Origin of the sequence: Gimesia panareensis, from assembly GCF_007748155.1 — a bacterium.
Lineage (GTDB): Bacteria > Planctomycetota > Planctomycetia > Planctomycetales > Planctomycetaceae > Gimesia > Gimesia panareensis.
Genome location: NZ_CP037421.1, coordinates 7,342,370 through 7,360,878 on the forward strand (window position 1 = coordinate 7,342,370; position 18,509 = coordinate 7,360,878).

Genomic DNA, 18,509 nt, shown 5'->3' on the forward strand with positions numbered 1-18,509 from the left:
TTTAGTTGCTGGGCGCAGGACTGCAAGTCACTATCGAGGCCGAATTGAATTGAAAGTCAGATTTTCACACGATTTACGACGGAAAGCGTCTGCCGTAATTGCTTGGAGTTCCACAGCTTATCGATGCCGGTTCCAATGCAGGGCCAGCGGCACGGTGGCAATGGGGGCCAGGGAAAGCGAACAGACGGCAAAGAAAAAGAGCTGAATACAGAGATCCACAACCTCCCTCGCGTACTCGTGCGGTAGATCTGACCCGGGGAGAGAGACGAAGAAGTAGCATGCCAGCGCGATGCTGGTGCTCCAGAGAATGCAGACCAGCAGGCATGTGGAAAATCGAATCAGTTTTTTGCGGCAGGCAACCAGGTAGGCGAAAATCATGCCCCCCAGAATCAGCAGGGTGCTCAGCAGGAAGAAGAAGATTAAAAACAGCATGAAGTTAGAATAACCGGGAGCCCCCAGGCGATGTATGGAGGTGCGTTCCAGGTAGGAGCCGACCCCCACAAAAAACGCGAACAACCCGAGCATTACCGCAATCACGCTATAGATAAACCAGGTGCGGCCTGTCCAGAACAGGGAAATCACATTCGCTGCGATAATCCAGAAGGCAACCAGGTAATAACAGGCGTATTTCAGCAGAATTCCGCTCACACGCACCAGTTCCCAGTCGAGCAGCGACGGGCCTTTGAGGAGCAACAGGGTGACAATGGTCATCACCAGTCCCAGCTCAATCAGCAGAAAAATCGCCAGCACAGACTTGACCAGATTGCGGAACAGGGCGCGACAGAACTCGCGATCCGACAAAGGAGCCGTCGCGAGGAAGGTCTTCATCTCCGCCCGACCCGAAACACAAACGCCTTCGCCGATCTGGAAGGCTGAGAGCATGCCTCCCAGGATACCAAACACGCCGACAATCGTCAGAAAACCATCAGACCATTGTCGGAGCGTCGAGCCGAACTCGCGCATCATGATCAGATTGACCACCCAGACCGCGGCGCCGCACGCTATGCCAGACCCCAGGACGGTACGCTGACAGGCATCCCGCCAGTGCAGACGGGAGAGAGAAGCGCTGATGGAAACGGGGCGCTGACTGCTGGCAGACGCGGTGCCGGTCATGACCGATTCCCACCAGCCCTGCATTTTTTGCCAGTAGGGACTGGGGACCGCGACGCCGGAACGCACGTTGGCAAATTCCCGCGTTCCCAGATACCAGGCGCCCAGGCTGACGGTGAGCAGCGTCAGGAATTCCGTCAGCGTGACCTGTTTCCACGATACGGCAGACTTCTGAAACCCGTCCGGGTAATAGCGGGCCACGAACCACCAGAACAGTCCGACCACCGTGCCGGCCCAGCAGAGGGCCCGGGTAAAACTGATCGCGTACAGGCCCCAGTAAATCGCATGACTGACCAGAATCAAAGTCACCAGAAACAGGAGTGGCCCGAACAGAGGCCAGTAATCGGAGAGCCAGTGCGAATCGAAAAAGAGCAGCCGGTAGGCGCCGTTGGTGACGAGTTGCAATATTACCGCCAGGCAGACGGTGGCGAGCATCATCCAGGTCGCGATGGGTCGGGAACGCACGGGGAGCCCCATGCAGATTTTGTGGGTTCCCTGAATGGAATAATAGCAGACTGCCAGAAAGAAGATCGACGAGAGCACCAGGTACATGATGTGCACGCCAAACAGGTCGTCGTTGGCCAACACGCGCCCCGACGACTGCGAGGCATACACGATGCGATACAGGAGCGGGCTCAACACCAGCACGGAGACCGCCAGCAGCGCCCCACCCCAGGCACGTTTCAGAAATAATCTTGTGGTTGTATAGAATACGGAGTGCATCGGTTTTTCCTCGTTGTCAGTTTCTTAGCGGTGACGGTTCCAGCGGAGGGCCAGCGGAATGGTGGCGAACGGTGTCAGCAGCAGGGCCAGCAGAGCCGAATAGATGAAGAAGAGTGCCCACTGCACCTGACCGTGATACTGCCAGGCATGATTGAGAATCCCGACCACAATGCTCGATAGCCCCAGGCAGAAGATCGCAACGCAGAGTAGCATTTTTGTATTGGAGATCAGCCCCTGGTACAGGGCGGCAGCATAGGCGGCAAACATGCCTCCCACAATCAGGGCATAGACCAGGAGCAACATGCCGCTGACGATATACTCTGACAGCGGAAAATCCCTGAAAGTCGTTTCGAGAAGATTGATCGCGATGATATAGAAGATGAGTCCGCCGAACACGACACCGACCGCGGAATTGATGAACCAGGTTCGTCCCGTCCAGAGAACCGCAACCGCGTTAGCAGCAATGATCCAGAAACCGCCGACCGCCAGCAGCAACTGCACAAAGAACTGGATGTGTGTAAACAGTCGTTGAAAGAAAGCCTGCAAGAGATCGGGGCCCCAGAAGAGCGCGTTGATTGCCAGGCTGAGCAGCAGCACGCCAAAAATAATCGCGAGAATGTAGACGCTGGTTTTGACCAGGTTGCGAAATAACCTCCGGTTCAATTCCTGATCCACGAGGGGAGCGATCGCCAGGTAACGCCGCATTTCCGAACGTCCCGGAGCGCAGATCCCATCCCCCAGCAGAAAGGCGACCAGAATCGATGCGATGAAACTGTTCATCATCGTGACGATCATGCAGCCCTCCGCAGCTTCAAACAGGTGCCGCTGCTCCAGATGCAATCGGGCTCCTAAAGCCAGGACGATTCCCAGTTCCATGCAGCCGAAGAGGATCCCCGCAAAGATGACCGCACGGTGACAGGAATCCCGCCAGTGCAGTTTTGCCAATGTGTCACTCTTGGAGAGAGGCACCAGGGGCTGATCGGGAATGGCGCCGGTCAACAGGCCATTCCACAAGAGGGTCATCCGTTCCCAGGCCGGACTGGGGACCGCGATACCGGACCGGTAATCGGCAAAGGCGCGGGTTCCCTGATACCAGGCGGCCACGCAGACCAGTTGCAGGCTGACGAATTCACCCAGCGAAACGCGGCTCCAGGGCACCAGTTTTGCCTCGAAACCGTTTGGATAATAACGGCTGACGAACCAGTAAAACAGGCCCGCGATCAGAGCCAGCCCCACTCCCACGCGGGTGAAACTGGGCGCCTGCATCATCCAGAACAGGCAGTGCCCGACGAGGATCAGCGTGACAATAAACAGTAGCGGCCCGAGCAGCGGCCAATAGTCGGCCAGCCAGTGTTCGTCGAAAAACAGCATGCGATAGGCACCGCTGGTCAGTAGTTCGAGCAGCACAACCAGTCCCACCATCGTGAACATCATCCAGCTGGCAATCGCCCGCGAGCTGACAGGGAGCGACATGCAGAGTTTCTGGCAGCCCGACTGGGCATGCAGGCAGACGCCGAGGAAGCAGACCCAGGAGAGCCCGAGGTAGGCGAAGTGGTAGCCGGTGAGGTCGTGCTCCATGTATTCGAGGTTCAGTCCCTGCAGTCGCGTGAGCAGCAGAAACGCCAGCGGCCCGAGCACCAGCGTGCCCACAGCGAGCAGCGCCCCCAGCCAGGCCCGTTTACAAAACTGTTTGGTTGTCACATACAAGGCGGTTGTCATCACGACACCTCAGGATTCAAGTTGAAAGTAAAACAAAAACAAAACAGAACACATCACCGATGCCGGTTCCAGTAGACCGCCAGCGGAATTGTGGCGAAGGGGAGCACGGTGAATGCCAGCAAAGCGGTCAATAAAATCCGGACCATCAACTGATCCGTATCCCAGAAATTCCAGAAGACGATGCCCAGCACCAGATAGAATCGAATCGCCAGCGAGATAGAACGTCGTGTCATCAGACCGCGATGGTATGTGTATCGGTAAGCCAGAATCGTCACAATACAAACCAGACCGATGATCAACAGTGACCAGACGAGCGATAAAACGGTCCATTGATTTCTCAGTGGCCCTTCCGCCATAAACAACGTGACAAAAAACAACGCCATTCCCAGGTAAAAAACACTCTCGATGAATTTCGTATGACCGGTCCAGATCAGTGCCAGTCCGTTGGCGATCAGTGACCAGGCCACCAGCAGTAAGAGCAGTGGTACCAGGATGAAATACTCTTGCGACTGATGCTGCAGCATCCAGTGCCAGTCTGCTTTCAGGACATCCAGTCCCTGGTAGCAGATCATGCAGAGATAGCTGCCTCCCCAACCGACAATCACCACCCAGAACACCAGGTGCCCCAGCGATTTAAGCAGGTTGATGATCAACGCTTTTGACAACTGCCAGTCCGAGACCGGCATTTGCGCCAGATAGCCTTTCATCGATGAGAAGTCCTGGAGCGTCAGGGATAGACCGAGAGTCAGTAACAATGAGAACGAAGAAATCAGAAAGACCATGGCGGTGCTCACCGCAGGATTACTGCCCACAATCGGGTTCTCTACGCCGTAGGCAGCCTTATACAGATAGCCGGAGAGATTGAGGAGCAGACTGATGCCTCCAAAGATGATCAGCGTCAACACCGCCGGTTGACAACCATCGCGCCAGTGCAGGCGGGCAAAAGCCTGCGTGCGGGATCGGGAAATCAAAACACCTTGCTCACAGCGCTGCAGGCGGTCGCCATTCAACCAGTCCTCAATTCTCGACCAGGGACGGCTTGTCACCGCGGCGCCACAGCGAATACGGGCATATGAGTGTATTCCTGCCAGCCAGGCACAACCCGTCACTGCCAGCAGGGTGAGCCATTCCGACAATGTAACTCTGTTCCAGGGAACCAGTTGACCCTCGACTCCCTCTGGATAATAGCGGGAGATCAACCAGGCAACGAGTGCTGCTACAGCGCTGGTCCAGAACAGCAGCCGCCAGAACCCCGGAGTCTGCAGGCTCCAGTACGCCGACCAGGCGACCATGATGAGCGCCGTAATAAACAGGGTCGGCCCCAGCACGGAGCAGTCGCGGTCGGGCCAGCTGGCGTCCATGAACAGAAACCGCACCAGGCCGTTGATCAGCAGCGCGGGTACGACCACCATCACCACCGTAGACCACATCACCCAACTGGCGATACGGGTGGACGAGACAGGCAGCCCCCGCGTGAGCTGCAGCGGGCTCTGATAAGCCGCGTTGATACACAACCAACCAAAGGCCGCCCACGACAGTCCCAGGATCAGCAATTGGCTGCGAAACAGTTGTGCGAGATTTTCATTCACAGCGCCCGGCAACAGGTGCAGCACGGCCGGCATGACCACCGGTCCCGTCACAAGGACCAGCCCTGTCAGCAGTGCCCCGAGCCAGGCACGCTTCCAGATGAGTCGAGTTGTCATGACAAAGGCAGACGACATGGTTGCACCTTGAACAATTAACGATGCCGGTTCCACGAGACCACCAGGGGAATCGTGGCGAAGGGGAGCACGGTGAATACCAGGGCGACAGACATTACAAACATGTCTGGTCTCGAGAAATTCCAGAAGGCGATGCAGAGCAGCAGAGAAAACAGGGTCAACCGCCAGATCGTCTTCCCGCCGATCAGAGCAGAGCGATACGCGTGCAGAAAAGCGAGAACTGTTCCCCCCAGGATCAGGCAGGCATCCAGCAGAATAATGGGCGTCCGTAAGACAGGCAGCAGTTCACTCACGGAAACGGAAATCATCAGCAAAACAATCAGCGAGACCACAACCCACAAGCTAACGAAGCGGCGGGGGAACCAGAAGACTGAGATGAAATTCAGAATGATGGACCAGTAAAACAATATCGTTATGACGACTACACCGATCGGAGCCGCAACCAGTTGGTGTTCGACCAGCCACTGCCAGTCTGAACTGATCACTCCCAGCCCCTGGGTCAGGGCATACAGGAGATAACTCCCTCCCGCGCCGATGGGAATTATCGCCAGCAGCACCAGCATCCCAGCCTTGAGGATGTTCTGCAGCAACGCTGCTGCAAGTTCCCGATCTGTGAGAGGGACGGTAACCCAATAGTCCTTTATCTGCTGTTTCGGCTGGGGTGCAACTGAGAATGCCTGCTTGACCAGCAAAACGAGAGCAGCAAACTGCAGGAACGCGTAGGTCAGAAACGACACAGGCAGGATGTAAACCGGTCTCGGATATGCACCGGGTTTCGCCCAGATGAAAAAGGCAGCCAGATTGCAGCAGAATGACACCCCCGCCAGACCGAATCCGATCAGCACGCCACTGCGACAGGAGTTCCGCCAGTGCACCTGCTTCAGTGTGGCAATCGCGGTTTGCGAATGGGGATCGGTCTCTCTGTCAGAGCGCGCCCCCACAGCCAGTGTGTTCCACCATTGTTTCATAAGTTCCCAGGCGGGACCGGGAACTGCCGTGCCGGAGCGGATCTGTGCGAAGGCAGCGGTTCCCAGGTACCAGGCTCCCAGCGAGACTCCGAGCATGGCCGCCGCTTCTCCCGGCGTCACCCGGGTCCAGGGAACCACAGCTCCGCCGAAACCGTCGGGATAAAACCGGGAAAGAAACCAGAGCAGCATCCCGCCAATCAATTCGACCGAGGCACACAGGCGCGTCAGAGTGGGTGCCTGCATCAACCAGTAAACAGCATACCCCACCAGTGTGAGCGTCACGAGAAACATTAGCGTTCCCGTGAGCGGCCAGTAATCCGACAGCCAGTTCTGATCGAAGAACAGCAGACGGTAAAATCCATTCGTCAGCAACTGCATCGAGAGAAACAGCGTCACCGCCGTGAACATCATTCCGCTGGCGATCGTACGAGACGGGATGGGCAGCCTGAGAAAATATTTCTGAAAGCCCGTCGTCATGGCCACAGAGATCCCCAGAAAAGCGAGGGTGGACAGGAGCATATAATAGCCAAAGAGGAAGCCAAACTCGAAGATGTCGGTGTTAACCCGCCCCCCGGCTCCTTCCAGATATGCGTTCACTTTCAAAAACACATACGGAAACGGCACAAAGGCCGCAACCCAACCCAGCGCCGGCGGCCAGGCACGCTTCCAGATGAGTCGAGTTGTCATGACAAAGTCAGATGACATCAAATGCACCTATCAAAAATTAACGATGCCGGTTCCAGGAGACCGCCAGCGGTATCGTCGCGAAGGGGAGCACGGTGAAGACCAGCAAGGCAGACGATAAAACCCGGTCGGAAAACAGGTCCGAATCCCAGAAATTCCAGAAGGCGATGCTGATCAGCAGGTAGAAGAAGGCCGAAAGCCAGATGGTTTTCCCACCGATCAAGCGAGAGCGATACGCGTGCAGAAAGGTGAGAACAGTCACTCCCCAGATCAGACAGGCATCCAGCAGAAACAGGGGCGTCCATAAGACAGGCAGCAGTTCACTCACCGAACAGGAAATAATCAGCAGAACAGGAAGCGCGAGTAGAACCCACCAGCCAACGCTGGGTCGGGGTAACCAGCAGACGGCAGTGAAATTCAAATATCCCGACCAAAAAATCAGCAGAAAGAAGACGACTTGGTAGATCGCAGCTTTCACCAGTTGATGCTCGACCAGAAACTGCCAGTCTGAACTGATCACTCCCTGCCCCTGGATCAGGGCATACAGGAAATAGCTCCCTCCCAGACCGACTGTCACAATCGCCAGAAACACCAGCATCCCGGACTTGAGAATGTTCTGCAGCAGCGCTGCCGCAAGTTCCCGATCTGTGAGAGGGAAGGTCGCCCAATAGTCCTTCATTTGCTGTTTCCCTATGGAAGTGAGAGACACTCCAGCTTTGACAATCAGTGTCCCAACAGCAAACTGCAGGAACAGGCCGGTCAGGAACAACACAGGCAGATAGGTAAGGAGGCGCAGAAATTCATCCGGTTTTGCCCAGACAAAGAAGGCAGCCAGATTGCAGCAGAAGGCCACCCCCGCCAGGCCGAATCCGATGAGCACTCCACTTCGACAGGAGTCCCGCCAGTGCACCTGCTTCAGTGTGGCGATCGCGGTTTGCGTATGTTGATCGGTCTCCCTTTCTGAGCTCGCTCCCACCGCCAGTGTTTTCCACGATTGTTTGCAGCTTTCCCAAGCGGAACTGGGAACTGCCGTGCCCGAACGGATCTGTGCAAAGGCAACGGTTCCCAGGTACCAGGCGCCCAGCGAGACACCGAGCATGGCCGCCCCTTCTCCCGGAGTCACCCGAGCCCAGGGAACGACAGCTCCGCTGAATCCATCGGGATAAAACCGGGCGAAAAACCAGACCAGCATCCCGGCGATAAAGCTGACTGAGGCACACAATCGCGTCAGACTGGGGGCCTGCAGCAACCAGAAAACCGCATACCCGACCAGTGTGAGCGTCACGAGAAACATTAGCGTTCCCATCAGCGGCCAGTAATCCGACAGCCAGTTCCGGTCGAAGAACAACAGGCGGTAGAATCCATTCGTCAACAGCTGCATCGAGAGAAACAGCGTCACTGCCGTGAACATCATTCCGCTGGCGATCGTACGAGACGGGATGGGCAGCCTGAGAAAATACTTCTGAAAGTCTATTGTCAGAGTAACAGCGGTGACCAGAAAAACGCTGCTGGACAGGAACATATAATAGCCAAAGAGGAAGCCAAATTTGAAGAGGTCGATGTGCACACGCCCCTCGGCCCCTTCCGCAACTGCGTTCACTTTCCAAATCACATACGGCAACAGCACAAAGGCCACGACACAACACAGCGCCTGCGGCCAGGCACGCTTCCAGATCAGTCGTGTTGTCATAACAAAGGCAGATGACATTAAAGTACCTGTCAAAAATTAACGATGCCGGTTCCACGAGACCGCCAGCGGTATCGAGGCAAACGGGGTGACGGCGAGTATCAGTAAGGAGGACCAGAGCAGCTTGAGAGGCAACGCGCTGGTACTCCAGAAATTCCAGTAGACGGCAGGGATAGTCAGGCAGAACAGCCCCGCCAGCCAGAGGGCCTGTGCCTGCAGCAACCCTGTTTTAAACGCGGCAAGGTAAGTCAGGATCGTGGCCAGGCAGATCAATGCACTGATCGAGAGAAAAAGTCGGTCTCCCACGATCGGATTGAAACCATTGATTAAAGCGGTGGCGATCACAACGGTAGGAATGGAAGCAATCAGCTCTTTGGATCCCCTGCGTGGTGACCAGCTCAAGGCCAGAATATTCGCGACTATCGCCCAGACTGCCAGCAAAATCAAAGCATACGTATAGACGGGGTTCCAACTCGATTCAGAACTGAACCGTCGAGACAGTACATCCGCGATTGTTGTTGTGCCGTCAAACAACCAGGAAAGCAGAGCACCACCGGCCAGCCCGAACAGCAGAATTGAACCGACCAGTACCAGGACCATTTTCGCAGTCATACGCGTCAGTACGAGAGCCATATCTCGATCCGAAAGGGGGACGATCGCCAGATAGTCTTTCATTTGACCTGACTCTTTTGCCGATAAAGACGTTCCCAGCACCAACAGCAGAAACAGACCGCTAAAAAATAAAATCATCGTTGTGAGCGATATCACTTCCGGGGTGGTACGATTCCCGGTAGTCAGGGCCATAACAAACACCAGACACCCCAGACACATGCAGATCAGAGCGATAATTCGACAGGAGTCTTGCCAGTAAAGTTGCGCAAAGGCAGCCGAAATGGAATCGAAACGCTTTCGATCGTTGACGAAGGTCTGGTGCGTCAGACTTTTAACCCTGGTTTGCAAATGTTCCCAGGTCCGACTGGGCTCAGTGGCACCGCAGCGCACCCGGGCACATGAACGGATCGCCCCGACCCAGGCAGCCACAAATACGACCAACATCGTGATCAGCTCAAGGGGAGTGACCTGCTTCCAGGGCTCGAAGCTGTTGCTGGATTTACTGTCGAAGTAGCGAGACATAAACCAGAAAAACATCGCGTCACCAAAACAGATCCAAAAGAACACTCTGGATAAACTGAACGACTGCAGATTCCAGAAACCACAATGGAAGACGACAATCAACGTCGCCAGAAACAGAGTTGGCCCCAGGACCGGCCAGCCGTCTCGGAACATCATCTCTCCATAGAAAAACTGACGGTAAATGAAAATCGAGACCAGGCTGGCGCTGACGCTCACGAATAAGGTGGACAGGATCAGCCCACTGACAATCTCCGCTGTTTTGACAGGCATCCGGGACAGCAAATCCTTTGTCTGATCCAGTACGACCCCACTCACTACTGCGAGCATGATTACGGAAACCGCCATAAAAAAGAAATGGGCTCCTAAAGAAGCTGCCGATGGAGGATTAAACCGACCCAGGAAATGGTTTAACAACCGTATCCCGAGAGGAGGCAGCACCAGCAGTCCGATGACCCCCAGCCCCAGCGGCCAGAGTGATCTCAAAGAATATTTTGTAACCCGTAACAGACCGTCTGTCATGGTACTGATTCCTGTTTTGTTAACAGTGCCGACTTCGGGACACCCCCAACGGAATCGTCGCGAAAGGAGTGGCAGCCAGTATGAGTAAGGAAGACAAAAAGACTCTCAGAGACAGCCCGTTCGTCTGCCAGAAATTCCAATAGCAGGCGGGTACAACCAGACAGAACAGCGCCGTCAGCCAGACTGCGCGAGCACTGATTAATTCCGCCCCATAAGCGCGGATGTAAGCCATGATGGTGACAGACCAGATCAAGGCGCTGAGTGAGAGAAAAAGTACGTCCCCGACAATACCTGAAGAAAATGGACCGAAATTCTCATAAATCAAGAATGTTGGGAACGGAAACAGGAACATAGCCCAAATGGTAAAGTTCCTCAGTTTCTGATAAGGCGACCAGACCAGAGAGTTTAAATTTGATAACATGATCCAGGTTGCCAGCAACAGCAGAGCATAAGCGTGATACCAACTAATGTGCTCTGCAGAGAGGATGGCCCAGGGCCACAATGTTCTGGTCGCTTCTGCCCCGTGTAGCAACAGAGTAATGAGAGAGCCACCTGCCAGTCCGAGCAGCAAAACAGCCGAGATAAACAGCACAACCAGTTTCAGGAGGGAATGAACCAGAATCGCAGCCATATCCCGATCTGCAAGCGGAGCGCCTGCCAGATACCCTTTGGTATGAGCACCTGCCAGGGAAAGTGCCATTAGGAAACAGAAATAACACAAACACGCGATGGCCAAAGCGCCCACTTCACGAGGACTTTCATCCATAACCAGGCTAAAAGCAAACAGGACTGCGCCCATTGAAACATAGAAAAGCAGCACGGCACTACAACTGTCGCGCCAGTACAGCCGGGCAAAGGCACTGGCGATGGAATCAGACTTCGCGGGACCTGCTCCCCAGGTCACATGCCCGAGTCGGCCCACTCCCTGCCAGACACGTTCCCACATCTGGCTGGGGACGGCTGTGCCACAACGGACCTGGGCGCATGAACGAATCGCCCCGATCCAGGCTGCCACAAAAACGGTCAGCATGGTGAAAAATTCAGGCCAGGTCACTTTCACCCAGGGAGCAACTGAAAAGATATCATACCCATCAGGATAGTAACGGGATCGTAACCAGTAACACATTCCCAGAACAAAGCTGATCCAGAACAGCAGACGGGCAAATCCGACTCTCTGTATGTCCCAGTAAATCCATTGGACAACGACGATCGAAGTCATGAAGAACAGCGTCGGCCCTGCAACTGGCCAGTATTTTTGAAACCCGTCTGCATCAAACAGCAACAGACGAAATGCCCCATTTGAAATGATGCTGACTATGCACAAGATGATCAGCAGCGACACGTTCAGGCCGCTGACTAATTCTGCAGTCGAGACAGGCATGCGCGGCATCAGTTTCTGTTTGAATGGTAACATCGAAAAACAGAAAATAAGGAACGCGATCCCTGTGAGAGATAGAAAAGCGAAATGGTAACCGGAAAAAAAGACTTTGAAAAACGGGAATTGTCGATGATGCAACGGCGAAAGCTGATCCGACGTTATTTTATCAAGGAAGATCAAAAACCGAATCAACAGTGAGGGGAATACCAACACCGCAGTGAGAACAAACAGACTCCGCCGGTGCGTGCTCAAAGAATATTTTGTAACCCGTAACAGACCGTCTGTCATGGTACTGATTCCTGTTTTGTTAACGATGCCGGTTCCACGAGACCGCCAGGGGGATCGTCGCGAAGGGGAGTACTACCAGGGAGAGCACGGCTCCCAGGAAAACCAGTTCGACCAGCCGTTCCATGACAATGCGATCGGTATACATGAAAACCTGATCGGAATACAGGTAATACCAGGCGAAACTGGTGCACAGCAGCCAGCCGACCAGTGCGATCCAGGGGGTCTTGTGGCCAATCAGTGTTTTTTTCCTGGCAGACCGAAAGGCGAAGACTGTGCCGGACAACACCAGGAGCGAAAGCAAAAGCACCACCGCGATTTCACAATAATGAAAGTAGACAAAGGTGGAGATCATTCTGTTCAAAAAGATCATCAATCCGACCAGGGAGAGGAATCCGGCCGATAACAGGCTGAGCATCGTCCAGTAAAACCAGGTGCGCCCGGTCCAGAGGATGGATACCAGGTTCGCACCGATGATCCAGAAGCCGACCAGCATGATCAGCGTGTAGTTAACACAGAGGCGGACCCAGAAGATGGTCTTCAGTTCCGGATGTCGGCCTTCCGCACCATGAATCAGGCAGAGTGCGAGGTAGCTCAACAGCAGACTGGCCTGGAACAGCAGGAAGCCAGTCACGTACAATTTCACCACATTGCGGGTCAACGTGGTGTTCAAGTCCCGATCGGAGAGAGGCGCTTTGGCCAGGAACGAGTTCATGCCGGTGCGTCCCTGGGTATTCATCCCCCTGGTTGACAAGGCAGCCATAAAAATGGCGGCGATCCAGCTGAACAGGAGCGTCATCCCATAGAAACTTTCAATCAGCTCAGGGTAATCATTAATGCCCGGGCTGTGATAGTCAAAGGAAATGGTGCTTTCCAGATTAATCATCAGGGCCGCCAGCCCGAGCACCACGCCCCCCATGATGACGGCCAGCTGGCCGGAATGACGCCAGTGAAACTTTGCCAGTGCCATCCGACTCGAAAGCGGTAACAGGAGCCGCCGGGAGTCACTGCCGGAAATCAGGGACGACCAGAGTTGCTCGACGCGAAACCAGGTCTCACTGGGCGCCGTGGTTCCGGCGCGGAAGCGGGCGAACTCCCGGGTTCCCTGGTACCAGGCTCCCAGGCAGACCAGCTGCAGCGTGACAAATTCGCCCAGGCCGACCTGCTCCCACATGACGAACGGCTTCTGAAAACCGTGCGGGTAGTAGCGTGAAAGAAACCACGCAAACAGCCCGCCGATCAAGCCGACGCTGAAAAGTACCCGGCTGAAGCTGGGAGCTTTCAGACTCCAGTAAATGAAGTTCCCCACAAGGGTCAAGGTGATCATAAACAGCAGCGGCCCCAAGATGGGCCAGTCGTGCGTGAGGGTCGCTTTTTCAAAAAACAGCAGCCGATACGCGCCGTTGGTCACGAGCTGCAGTACGACGAGCAGCCCGACCATTGCCAGCATCATCCAGGAGGCAATCGCCCGCGAAGAGATAGGCAGCCCGCGACACAGCTGCTGACAGCCGGTCAGTGCATGCAGGCCGACGGCGAGAAAACAGACGAGGGAAATCAGCTGATAGGCAAAATAATAACTGCGGAGATTCTCCGCGAGATGACCGATGCTCACCGCCAGTACTCGCGACAACAGCATAAACGCCAGCGGACCAAGCAACAGTACTCCAACAGCAATGAACGCACCGAGCCAGGCTCGCTTACAGAACTGTTTCGTCGTTACATACAAGGCGGTTGTCATCACCTTACCTCAGGATTCATAGTTACAATAAACACAATACACGTCAGCGATGGCGGTTCCAGGAGATCGCCAGGGGGATCGTCGCGAAGGGGGCGACGAGAGTCGTGAGCAGTACAAACACAAAAAATCTTAGACCGTTCTCCCCTGTTTCCTGAAAGAAAAAGTTGGAATTGTAAATACTGTAGAACAGGGATTTGTAATCATTGGCTGACAAAGACCAGGCGAACCAGCCGGAAAACAGACAGAAAAGAACTGCCCCCAGAATTGTCAATCTGGTGATCAGTTCATTTTTCAATGCAACAACGAAAGCCGTCAACGTCCCTCCCAGAATGCAGGCCGAAAGAAATAACAGATAGCCTTGCAGCAAGCCCGTGATCGATTCAGTACGCATGAAAGAACTGATCAGGATGAACGAGACACAGAGGCCTCCGAAAATCACAATCAAAGCAAAATAAAACCAGGTACGGCCTGTCCAGAGAATTGAGACCAGAGTCGTACTGATTCCCCAGAAAACAGCTGATGTAAAACACAGAAAGGGACCGGATTGTGTTGACAGTACAGAGACATAGATTTCCCAGTACTGCATTGTCAGCACGTGACCATTTGCCCCGAAATACAAGATCATTGCGGCATGGCTCAGAAGACAGCTCAGCAGCAGCAGACCATATGTCAAGCCGACCGACTTCACCAGGTTTCTCATCAACAGACCGGAAAAAGCATTATCACTTAAAGGGGCTCCGCCCAGATAGTTTTTCAGTTCTGTTCGTCCGGTGTTATTGATTCCATCCCCCAACAGAAATCCTGCGAACACAGCAGCAAGCAAGCACAACACGCAGGTCACATTGCCGATACTGTTCAGGTAAGCAACTAAAGGATTCCAGGAGCCAGCCCTCCACAAAAACAGAATGAAGCTCAACAGAATTCCCAGCATGCCCAGATACAGGCCCGCAAACACCACAGGGCGACGGCAGGAATCAGACCAGTGCAAGCGCGCCAAGGCAGACTGACTCGAAGCAGGAGTGGTACAGTTTCCTGTTAACAGACCATTCCACCAGACAACAGCCTGTTGCCATTGTCGGCTGGGTATTGCTGTTCCTGAGCGGACCTTTCCAAACACACGCGATCCCTGGTACCAGGCGACACTGCTTGCCCCCAGCATGATCACAGCATCTGAAAATGAAACATGACGCCAGGGAACACTGGCCTCATGAAAGCCGTTCGGAAAATATCGCGAACAAAACCAATAGAACAATCCTGCAACCAGGCTCCCCCAGACAAACAGAAAAGTAAAACTGAGACTGAATCTGCTCCAATACAGCGCATGACATGTGATCAACAGAGTCATTAAAAATAACAATGGCCCCAATACAGGCCAGTCATTGACAATCCAGCGCTGGTCGAAAAATAGAATTCGGTAACAACCATTCGTCACCAGATCGAGCAGCATGACAGCTCCTGCCGTGAGCAGAACTAACCCACTGAAAATCCGGGTCGAGGAAACAGGGAGTCGGAAAAGAGTTTTTTCACAATCCCGTAAGGCATACATGCAAATCGCGAAAAAGAAGATCCACGACATTCCCAGAAAAGCAAAGTAATAATCAAAGGGCTCGCCAGAGACTCCATATCCATCCAGTTTCTTCAGCGACATCAGAGCACGAAAAACAAGCGGCAGCAGCACCAGCGTGCTCACGGCGAGCAACGCCCCCAGCCAGGCCCGTTTACAGAACTGTTTGGTCGTTACATATAAGGCGGTTGTCATCGTACTCAGTCCTTAAACGAACTCCGGGCGGCTGACTTCATGCGGGCGACAAAAATTTCTTCCAGGGTCGGAGCCGTCTGCTCCAGGATCTCGGCATCCAGCTCCCTGAGTGCTGCTTCCAGTTCCTGTCGTTGTCCGTTGCAGATTACGTCCCATTCCTTGCCGGAACCTGTCCAGGTCAAGGCACCGGTCAGTACCGGAAAGCAGGGCTGCGGCTCGGCGAAACTGACGGTCAGCCGATAATGCGAAACCAGAACCTCGTCCAGCGTGCTGGTCAGCAGCAGTTGTCCCTGATCGAGCACCGCGATCCGATCGGAGACGCGCTGCACTTCGTCCAAAAGGTGTGAGGAAAACAGCACGGTGCGGCCTTCATCGACGACCGTGCGGATGATGGCGTCCAGAATGTCTTTGCGGACCAGCGGGTCGAGGCCCGACGAAGGTTCGTCCAGCACCAGCAGCGGGGGACGATGGGCGAGCGCCAGCAGCAGACCCGCCCGCGCCAGCTGACCGCGGGAAAGCGTGGTAACCTTCTGCGTCATCGTCAGCTCGAACATCATCCGCAGTTCCTCGGCGTAGACCGGATCCCATTTGGGATAGAAGGCCCGCGTGAATTCAAACAGTTCGCGGACCGTCATCCAGGGGGGCAGGTCGCGGCTTTCGGAGAGATGACCGATCCGACTCAACACGCCGGGCGGATCGGCGACCGGATCGAGGCCGAAGACCCGCACGGTGCCGCTCTGTGGTTTGAGGAAGCCAAGAATATGTTTCAACAGCGTGGTTTTGCCGGCCCCGTTCTCGCCCACGAGGCCGAAGACGGCTCCCTCGGGAACGGAAAGGCTGACATTCGCTAACGCCTGCTTCTTCCCGAAGCGGCGACTCAGGTTTTCGATTTCAATGACGTGCGTGCTCATGGTTCGACCTCTAAAGTGTGTGCATCGAATTTCTGACTGCGCTCGTGCAGCAGTTTCAGCAGGGTCTGCTCATCCACGCCCAGCTGACGCGATTCGGTCAGCAGGGCATCCATGCGTTCGTTGAGAATACGGCGTTTTTCTTTACTCGAGAGGGGAGAAACGCCATCAGAAATGTAAACGCCGGAACCGCGTCGGGAGATCACAACTCCTTCAGCTTCCAGCTCACGATAGGCGCGGGCGACGGTATTGGGAGTGATTGTCAACTGCTGTGCCAGCCCCCGCACCGAAGGCAGTTGATCGTGCGGCTGCAGACGGCCCGAAGCCACCAGGAACTTAACCTGATTCACCACCTGTTGATAATAAGGGGTGCCGTCCGCTTCTGAGAGTTGAATCTGCATCTTTTCACTCCTTCAAAACTGTATCAACACAGTAATACAGTCGAATTCAAATGTCAATCACTTTTTTGCAGAATTCATCAGAGCCCGTTCCGGCTTCCAATCCAGTGTTGCATCCCTTCGAATGAGTCTTCAGAATGAAGAGCAGCGTAACCGTTTCCGTCTGCATCTCTTACAGAAAGTCCTCTCATGCATATTCCAGGCAGAAGCCCTCGACTGCTGGTGCTCGCTCTGTTGCTGCTCCTCTGCCCTGTGTGTTCTCACTCCCTGTTCGCAGCGCAGAAACCGAACGTGCTGTTCATCGGCACGGATGACCTCCGCTGCGATCTGGCCTGTTACGGTCACCCGCTGGTCAAAACACCGAACCTCGACAAGCTGGCCTCCCGGGGTGTTCTTTTTAAACACGCATACTGTCAGCAGGCACTCTGTAATCCGTCGCGAGCCTCGCTGATGACGGGCCGCCGACCGGATACGCTGCAGATCTGGAATCTGCCGAAGCACTTCCGCGAAGCTGATCCGAATATTGTCACACTGCCGCAGCTGTTTAAGCAGAACGGTTATTTCACGCAGAACATCGGAAAAATTTTTCACAACTGGCGACAGAAAATCGAAGGCGATCCCGCGTCGTGGAGTGTGCCCGCAGTCCTGCATTACGCCCGGCACGACGACGATCAACCACAGCTCAACAATAACCGGGAGCTGCCGATGAACCTCGCGACCGCACCGCGGACCGAGCGGCGTGACGTACCCGACTCGGCTTACTTCGACGGACGGATCGGCGATCTCGCGGTTAAAGCGCTCCAGGGCTTCGAACAGAAACAGCAGCCTTTCTTTTTAGCGGTCGGCTTCTGGAAACCGCATCTGCCTTTCAATCCCCCCAAGAAATACTGGGATCTCTACAAAGAGAGTCCCGTTGAACCGGCCAGCAATTCACAGCCTCCCCAAAACGTTCCCAGGATCGCGCTGCACGACAGCCGTGAACTGATGCGGGCCGCGAAAGGGGAACTGACGCGGGAGCAGATTATCGAAATCCGCTCCGGCTACCTGGCGGGGATCAGTTATCTCGACGCGCAGGTGGGTAAGATGCTCGCGGAACTGGATCGCTCGGGACTGAGCGACAACACGATCATCGTCTTCTGGTCCGATCATGGTTTTCACCTGGGGGAGCACGGCCTGTGGTGTAAGACATCGAACTTCGAAAACGACGCCCATGTGCCGCTGATGATTTCAGTGCCGCACATGCAGACGGCGGGAGAGACCTCCGACGCGCTCGTCGAACTGCTCGACATGTATCCCACGCTGGTCGAGCTCTGTCATCTACCCCAGCCCGAAAAGCTGGAAGGGAAGAGTCTGGTACCGCTGCTGAAAGATCCGGGAAAAACTGTGAAGCCTGCCGCCTACACGCAGCATCCGCGGCCCGCGTATTACAAAAAGCAGCCCGAGAACATGGGAGTTTCGGTCCGCACGCCCCGCTATCGCTACACCGAATGGCGCGAGTTTAAAACTGGCAAGGTGGTCGCGAAAGAGCTCTATGATCACACGAGCGATCCGGAAGAGAACACAAACATCATCAAACATCCCACAGACCAGGCGGAGTTTGAGAAAGCGGTGCAGCTGCTGGAGGCCCAGTTTCCGCGCAAGCCGGGTGGGACCGATTGAGAGCTGAGTTCGTGTTGTGTGGCACTGTTGGCTCGCCAACAGTGATTGAGAAAGATGACCACTTGATACAACCGGTGGGTGAGCCCGAATGTAATTCGGGCCGAGCGCAGCGAGCAGGA

At 54.8% G+C, this 18,509-nt stretch carries 12 protein-coding genes; 1 reads left to right on the plus strand and 11 read right to left on the minus strand.

Annotated elements, in window-relative coordinates:
• Positions 1-117 precede the first annotated feature (117 nt).
• From Enr10x_RS27730 to Enr10x_RS27780, 11 genes are all read right to left on the minus strand, one after another.
• Positions 118-1,833, minus strand: a complete 1,716-nt coding sequence (locus Enr10x_RS27730; RefSeq protein ID WP_145452233.1) for a hypothetical protein — start codon at positions 1,831-1,833, stop codon at positions 118-120.
• A 24-nt stretch (positions 1,834-1,857) separates the two neighbouring features.
• Positions 1,858-3,552: a hypothetical protein gene (locus tag Enr10x_RS27735; RefSeq protein ID WP_145452235.1), complete on the minus strand. Its 1,695-nt coding sequence runs from the start codon at positions 3,550-3,552 to the stop codon at positions 1,858-1,860.
• Positions 3,553-3,605: 53 nt separating this feature from the next.
• Complete coding sequence (locus Enr10x_RS27740) at positions 3,606-5,273, minus strand: hypothetical protein (RefSeq protein WP_145452237.1); 1,668 nt, start codon at positions 5,271-5,273, stop codon at positions 3,606-3,608.
• 17 nt (positions 5,274-5,290) lie between these two features.
• Entirely contained in the window at positions 5,291-6,946 is a 1,656-nt protein-coding gene (locus Enr10x_RS27745) for a hypothetical protein (protein ID WP_145452238.1), read from the minus strand.
• Positions 6,947-6,965: 19 nt separating this feature from the next.
• Positions 6,966-8,633, minus strand: a complete 1,668-nt coding sequence (locus tag Enr10x_RS27750; RefSeq protein WP_145452240.1) for a hypothetical protein — start codon at positions 8,631-8,633, stop codon at positions 6,966-6,968.
• A gap of 18 nt (positions 8,634-8,651) precedes the next feature.
• Entirely contained in the window at positions 8,652-10,265 is a 1,614-nt protein-coding gene (locus Enr10x_RS27755; RefSeq protein ID WP_145452242.1) for a hypothetical protein, read from the minus strand.
• A 19-nt stretch (positions 10,266-10,284) separates the two neighbouring features.
• Positions 10,285-11,655, minus strand: a complete 1,371-nt coding sequence (locus Enr10x_RS27760; protein ID WP_145452244.1) for a hypothetical protein — start codon at positions 11,653-11,655, stop codon at positions 10,285-10,287.
• 295 nt (positions 11,656-11,950) lie between these two features.
• On the minus strand, positions 11,951-13,666 hold the full coding sequence (locus tag Enr10x_RS27765; protein WP_145452246.1) for a hypothetical protein: 1,716 nt from the start codon (positions 13,664-13,666) through the stop codon (positions 11,951-11,953).
• A 43-nt stretch (positions 13,667-13,709) separates the two neighbouring features.
• Positions 13,710-15,425 (minus strand): hypothetical protein, encoded by a 1,716-nt coding sequence (locus tag Enr10x_RS27770; protein WP_145452248.1) that lies wholly within the window; start codon positions 15,423-15,425, stop codon positions 13,710-13,712.
• A gap of 5 nt (positions 15,426-15,430) precedes the next feature.
• Positions 15,431-16,336, minus strand: a complete 906-nt coding sequence (locus Enr10x_RS27775) for an ABC transporter ATP-binding protein (RefSeq protein ID WP_145452250.1) — start codon at positions 16,334-16,336, stop codon at positions 15,431-15,433.
• Entirely contained in the window at positions 16,333-16,734 is a 402-nt protein-coding gene (locus Enr10x_RS27780) for a GntR family transcriptional regulator (protein ID WP_145115136.1), read from the minus strand. Before Enr10x_RS27780 ends, Enr10x_RS27775 begins: the two co-directional genes overlap by 4 nt.
• Positions 16,735-16,920: 186 nt before the next feature.
• Between Enr10x_RS27780 and Enr10x_RS27785 the strand changes: the two genes are divergently transcribed.
• Positions 16,921-18,390 (plus strand): sulfatase, encoded by a 1,470-nt coding sequence (locus Enr10x_RS27785; RefSeq protein ID WP_145452252.1) that lies wholly within the window; start codon positions 16,921-16,923, stop codon positions 18,388-18,390.
• The last annotated feature ends 119 nt before the right edge of the window (positions 18,391-18,509 follow it).

Excerpts from the sequence above, each read along its gene's own strand:
- Enr10x_RS27730 (WP_145452233.1), bottom strand. The coding sequence starts at position 1,833 with ATGCACTCCGTATTCTATACAACCACAAGATTATTTCTGAAACGTGCC.
- Enr10x_RS27735 (WP_145452235.1), bottom strand. The coding sequence starts at position 3,552 with ATGACAACCGCCTTGTATGTGACAACCAAACAGTTTTGTAAACGGGCC.
- Enr10x_RS27740 (WP_145452237.1), bottom strand. The coding sequence starts at position 5,273 with ATGTCGTCTGCCTTTGTCATGACAACTCGACTCATCTGGAAGCGTGCC.
- Enr10x_RS27745 (WP_145452238.1), bottom strand. The coding sequence starts at position 6,946 with ATGTCATCTGACTTTGTCATGACAACTCGACTCATCTGGAAGCGTGCC.
- Enr10x_RS27750 (WP_145452240.1), bottom strand. The coding sequence starts at position 8,633 with ATGTCATCTGCCTTTGTTATGACAACACGACTGATCTGGAAGCGTGCC.
- Enr10x_RS27755 (WP_145452242.1), bottom strand. The coding sequence starts at position 10,265 with ATGACAGACGGTCTGTTACGGGTTACAAAATATTCTTTGAGATCACTC.
- Enr10x_RS27760 (WP_145452244.1), bottom strand. The coding sequence starts at position 11,655 with ATGCCGCGCATGCCTGTCTCGACTGCAGAATTAGTCAGCGGCCTGAAC.
- Enr10x_RS27765 (WP_145452246.1), bottom strand. The coding sequence starts at position 13,666 with ATGACAACCGCCTTGTATGTAACGACGAAACAGTTCTGTAAGCGAGCC.
- Enr10x_RS27770 (WP_145452248.1), bottom strand. The coding sequence starts at position 15,425 with ATGACAACCGCCTTATATGTAACGACCAAACAGTTCTGTAAACGGGCC.
- Enr10x_RS27775 (WP_145452250.1), bottom strand. The coding sequence starts at position 16,336 with ATGAGCACGCACGTCATTGAAATCGAAAACCTGAGTCGCCGCTTCGGG.
- Enr10x_RS27780 (WP_145115136.1), bottom strand. The coding sequence starts at position 16,734 with ATGCAGATTCAACTCTCAGAAGCGGACGGCACCCCTTATTATCAACAG.
- Enr10x_RS27785 (WP_145452252.1), top strand. The coding sequence starts at position 16,921 with ATGCATATTCCAGGCAGAAGCCCTCGACTGCTGGTGCTCGCTCTGTTG.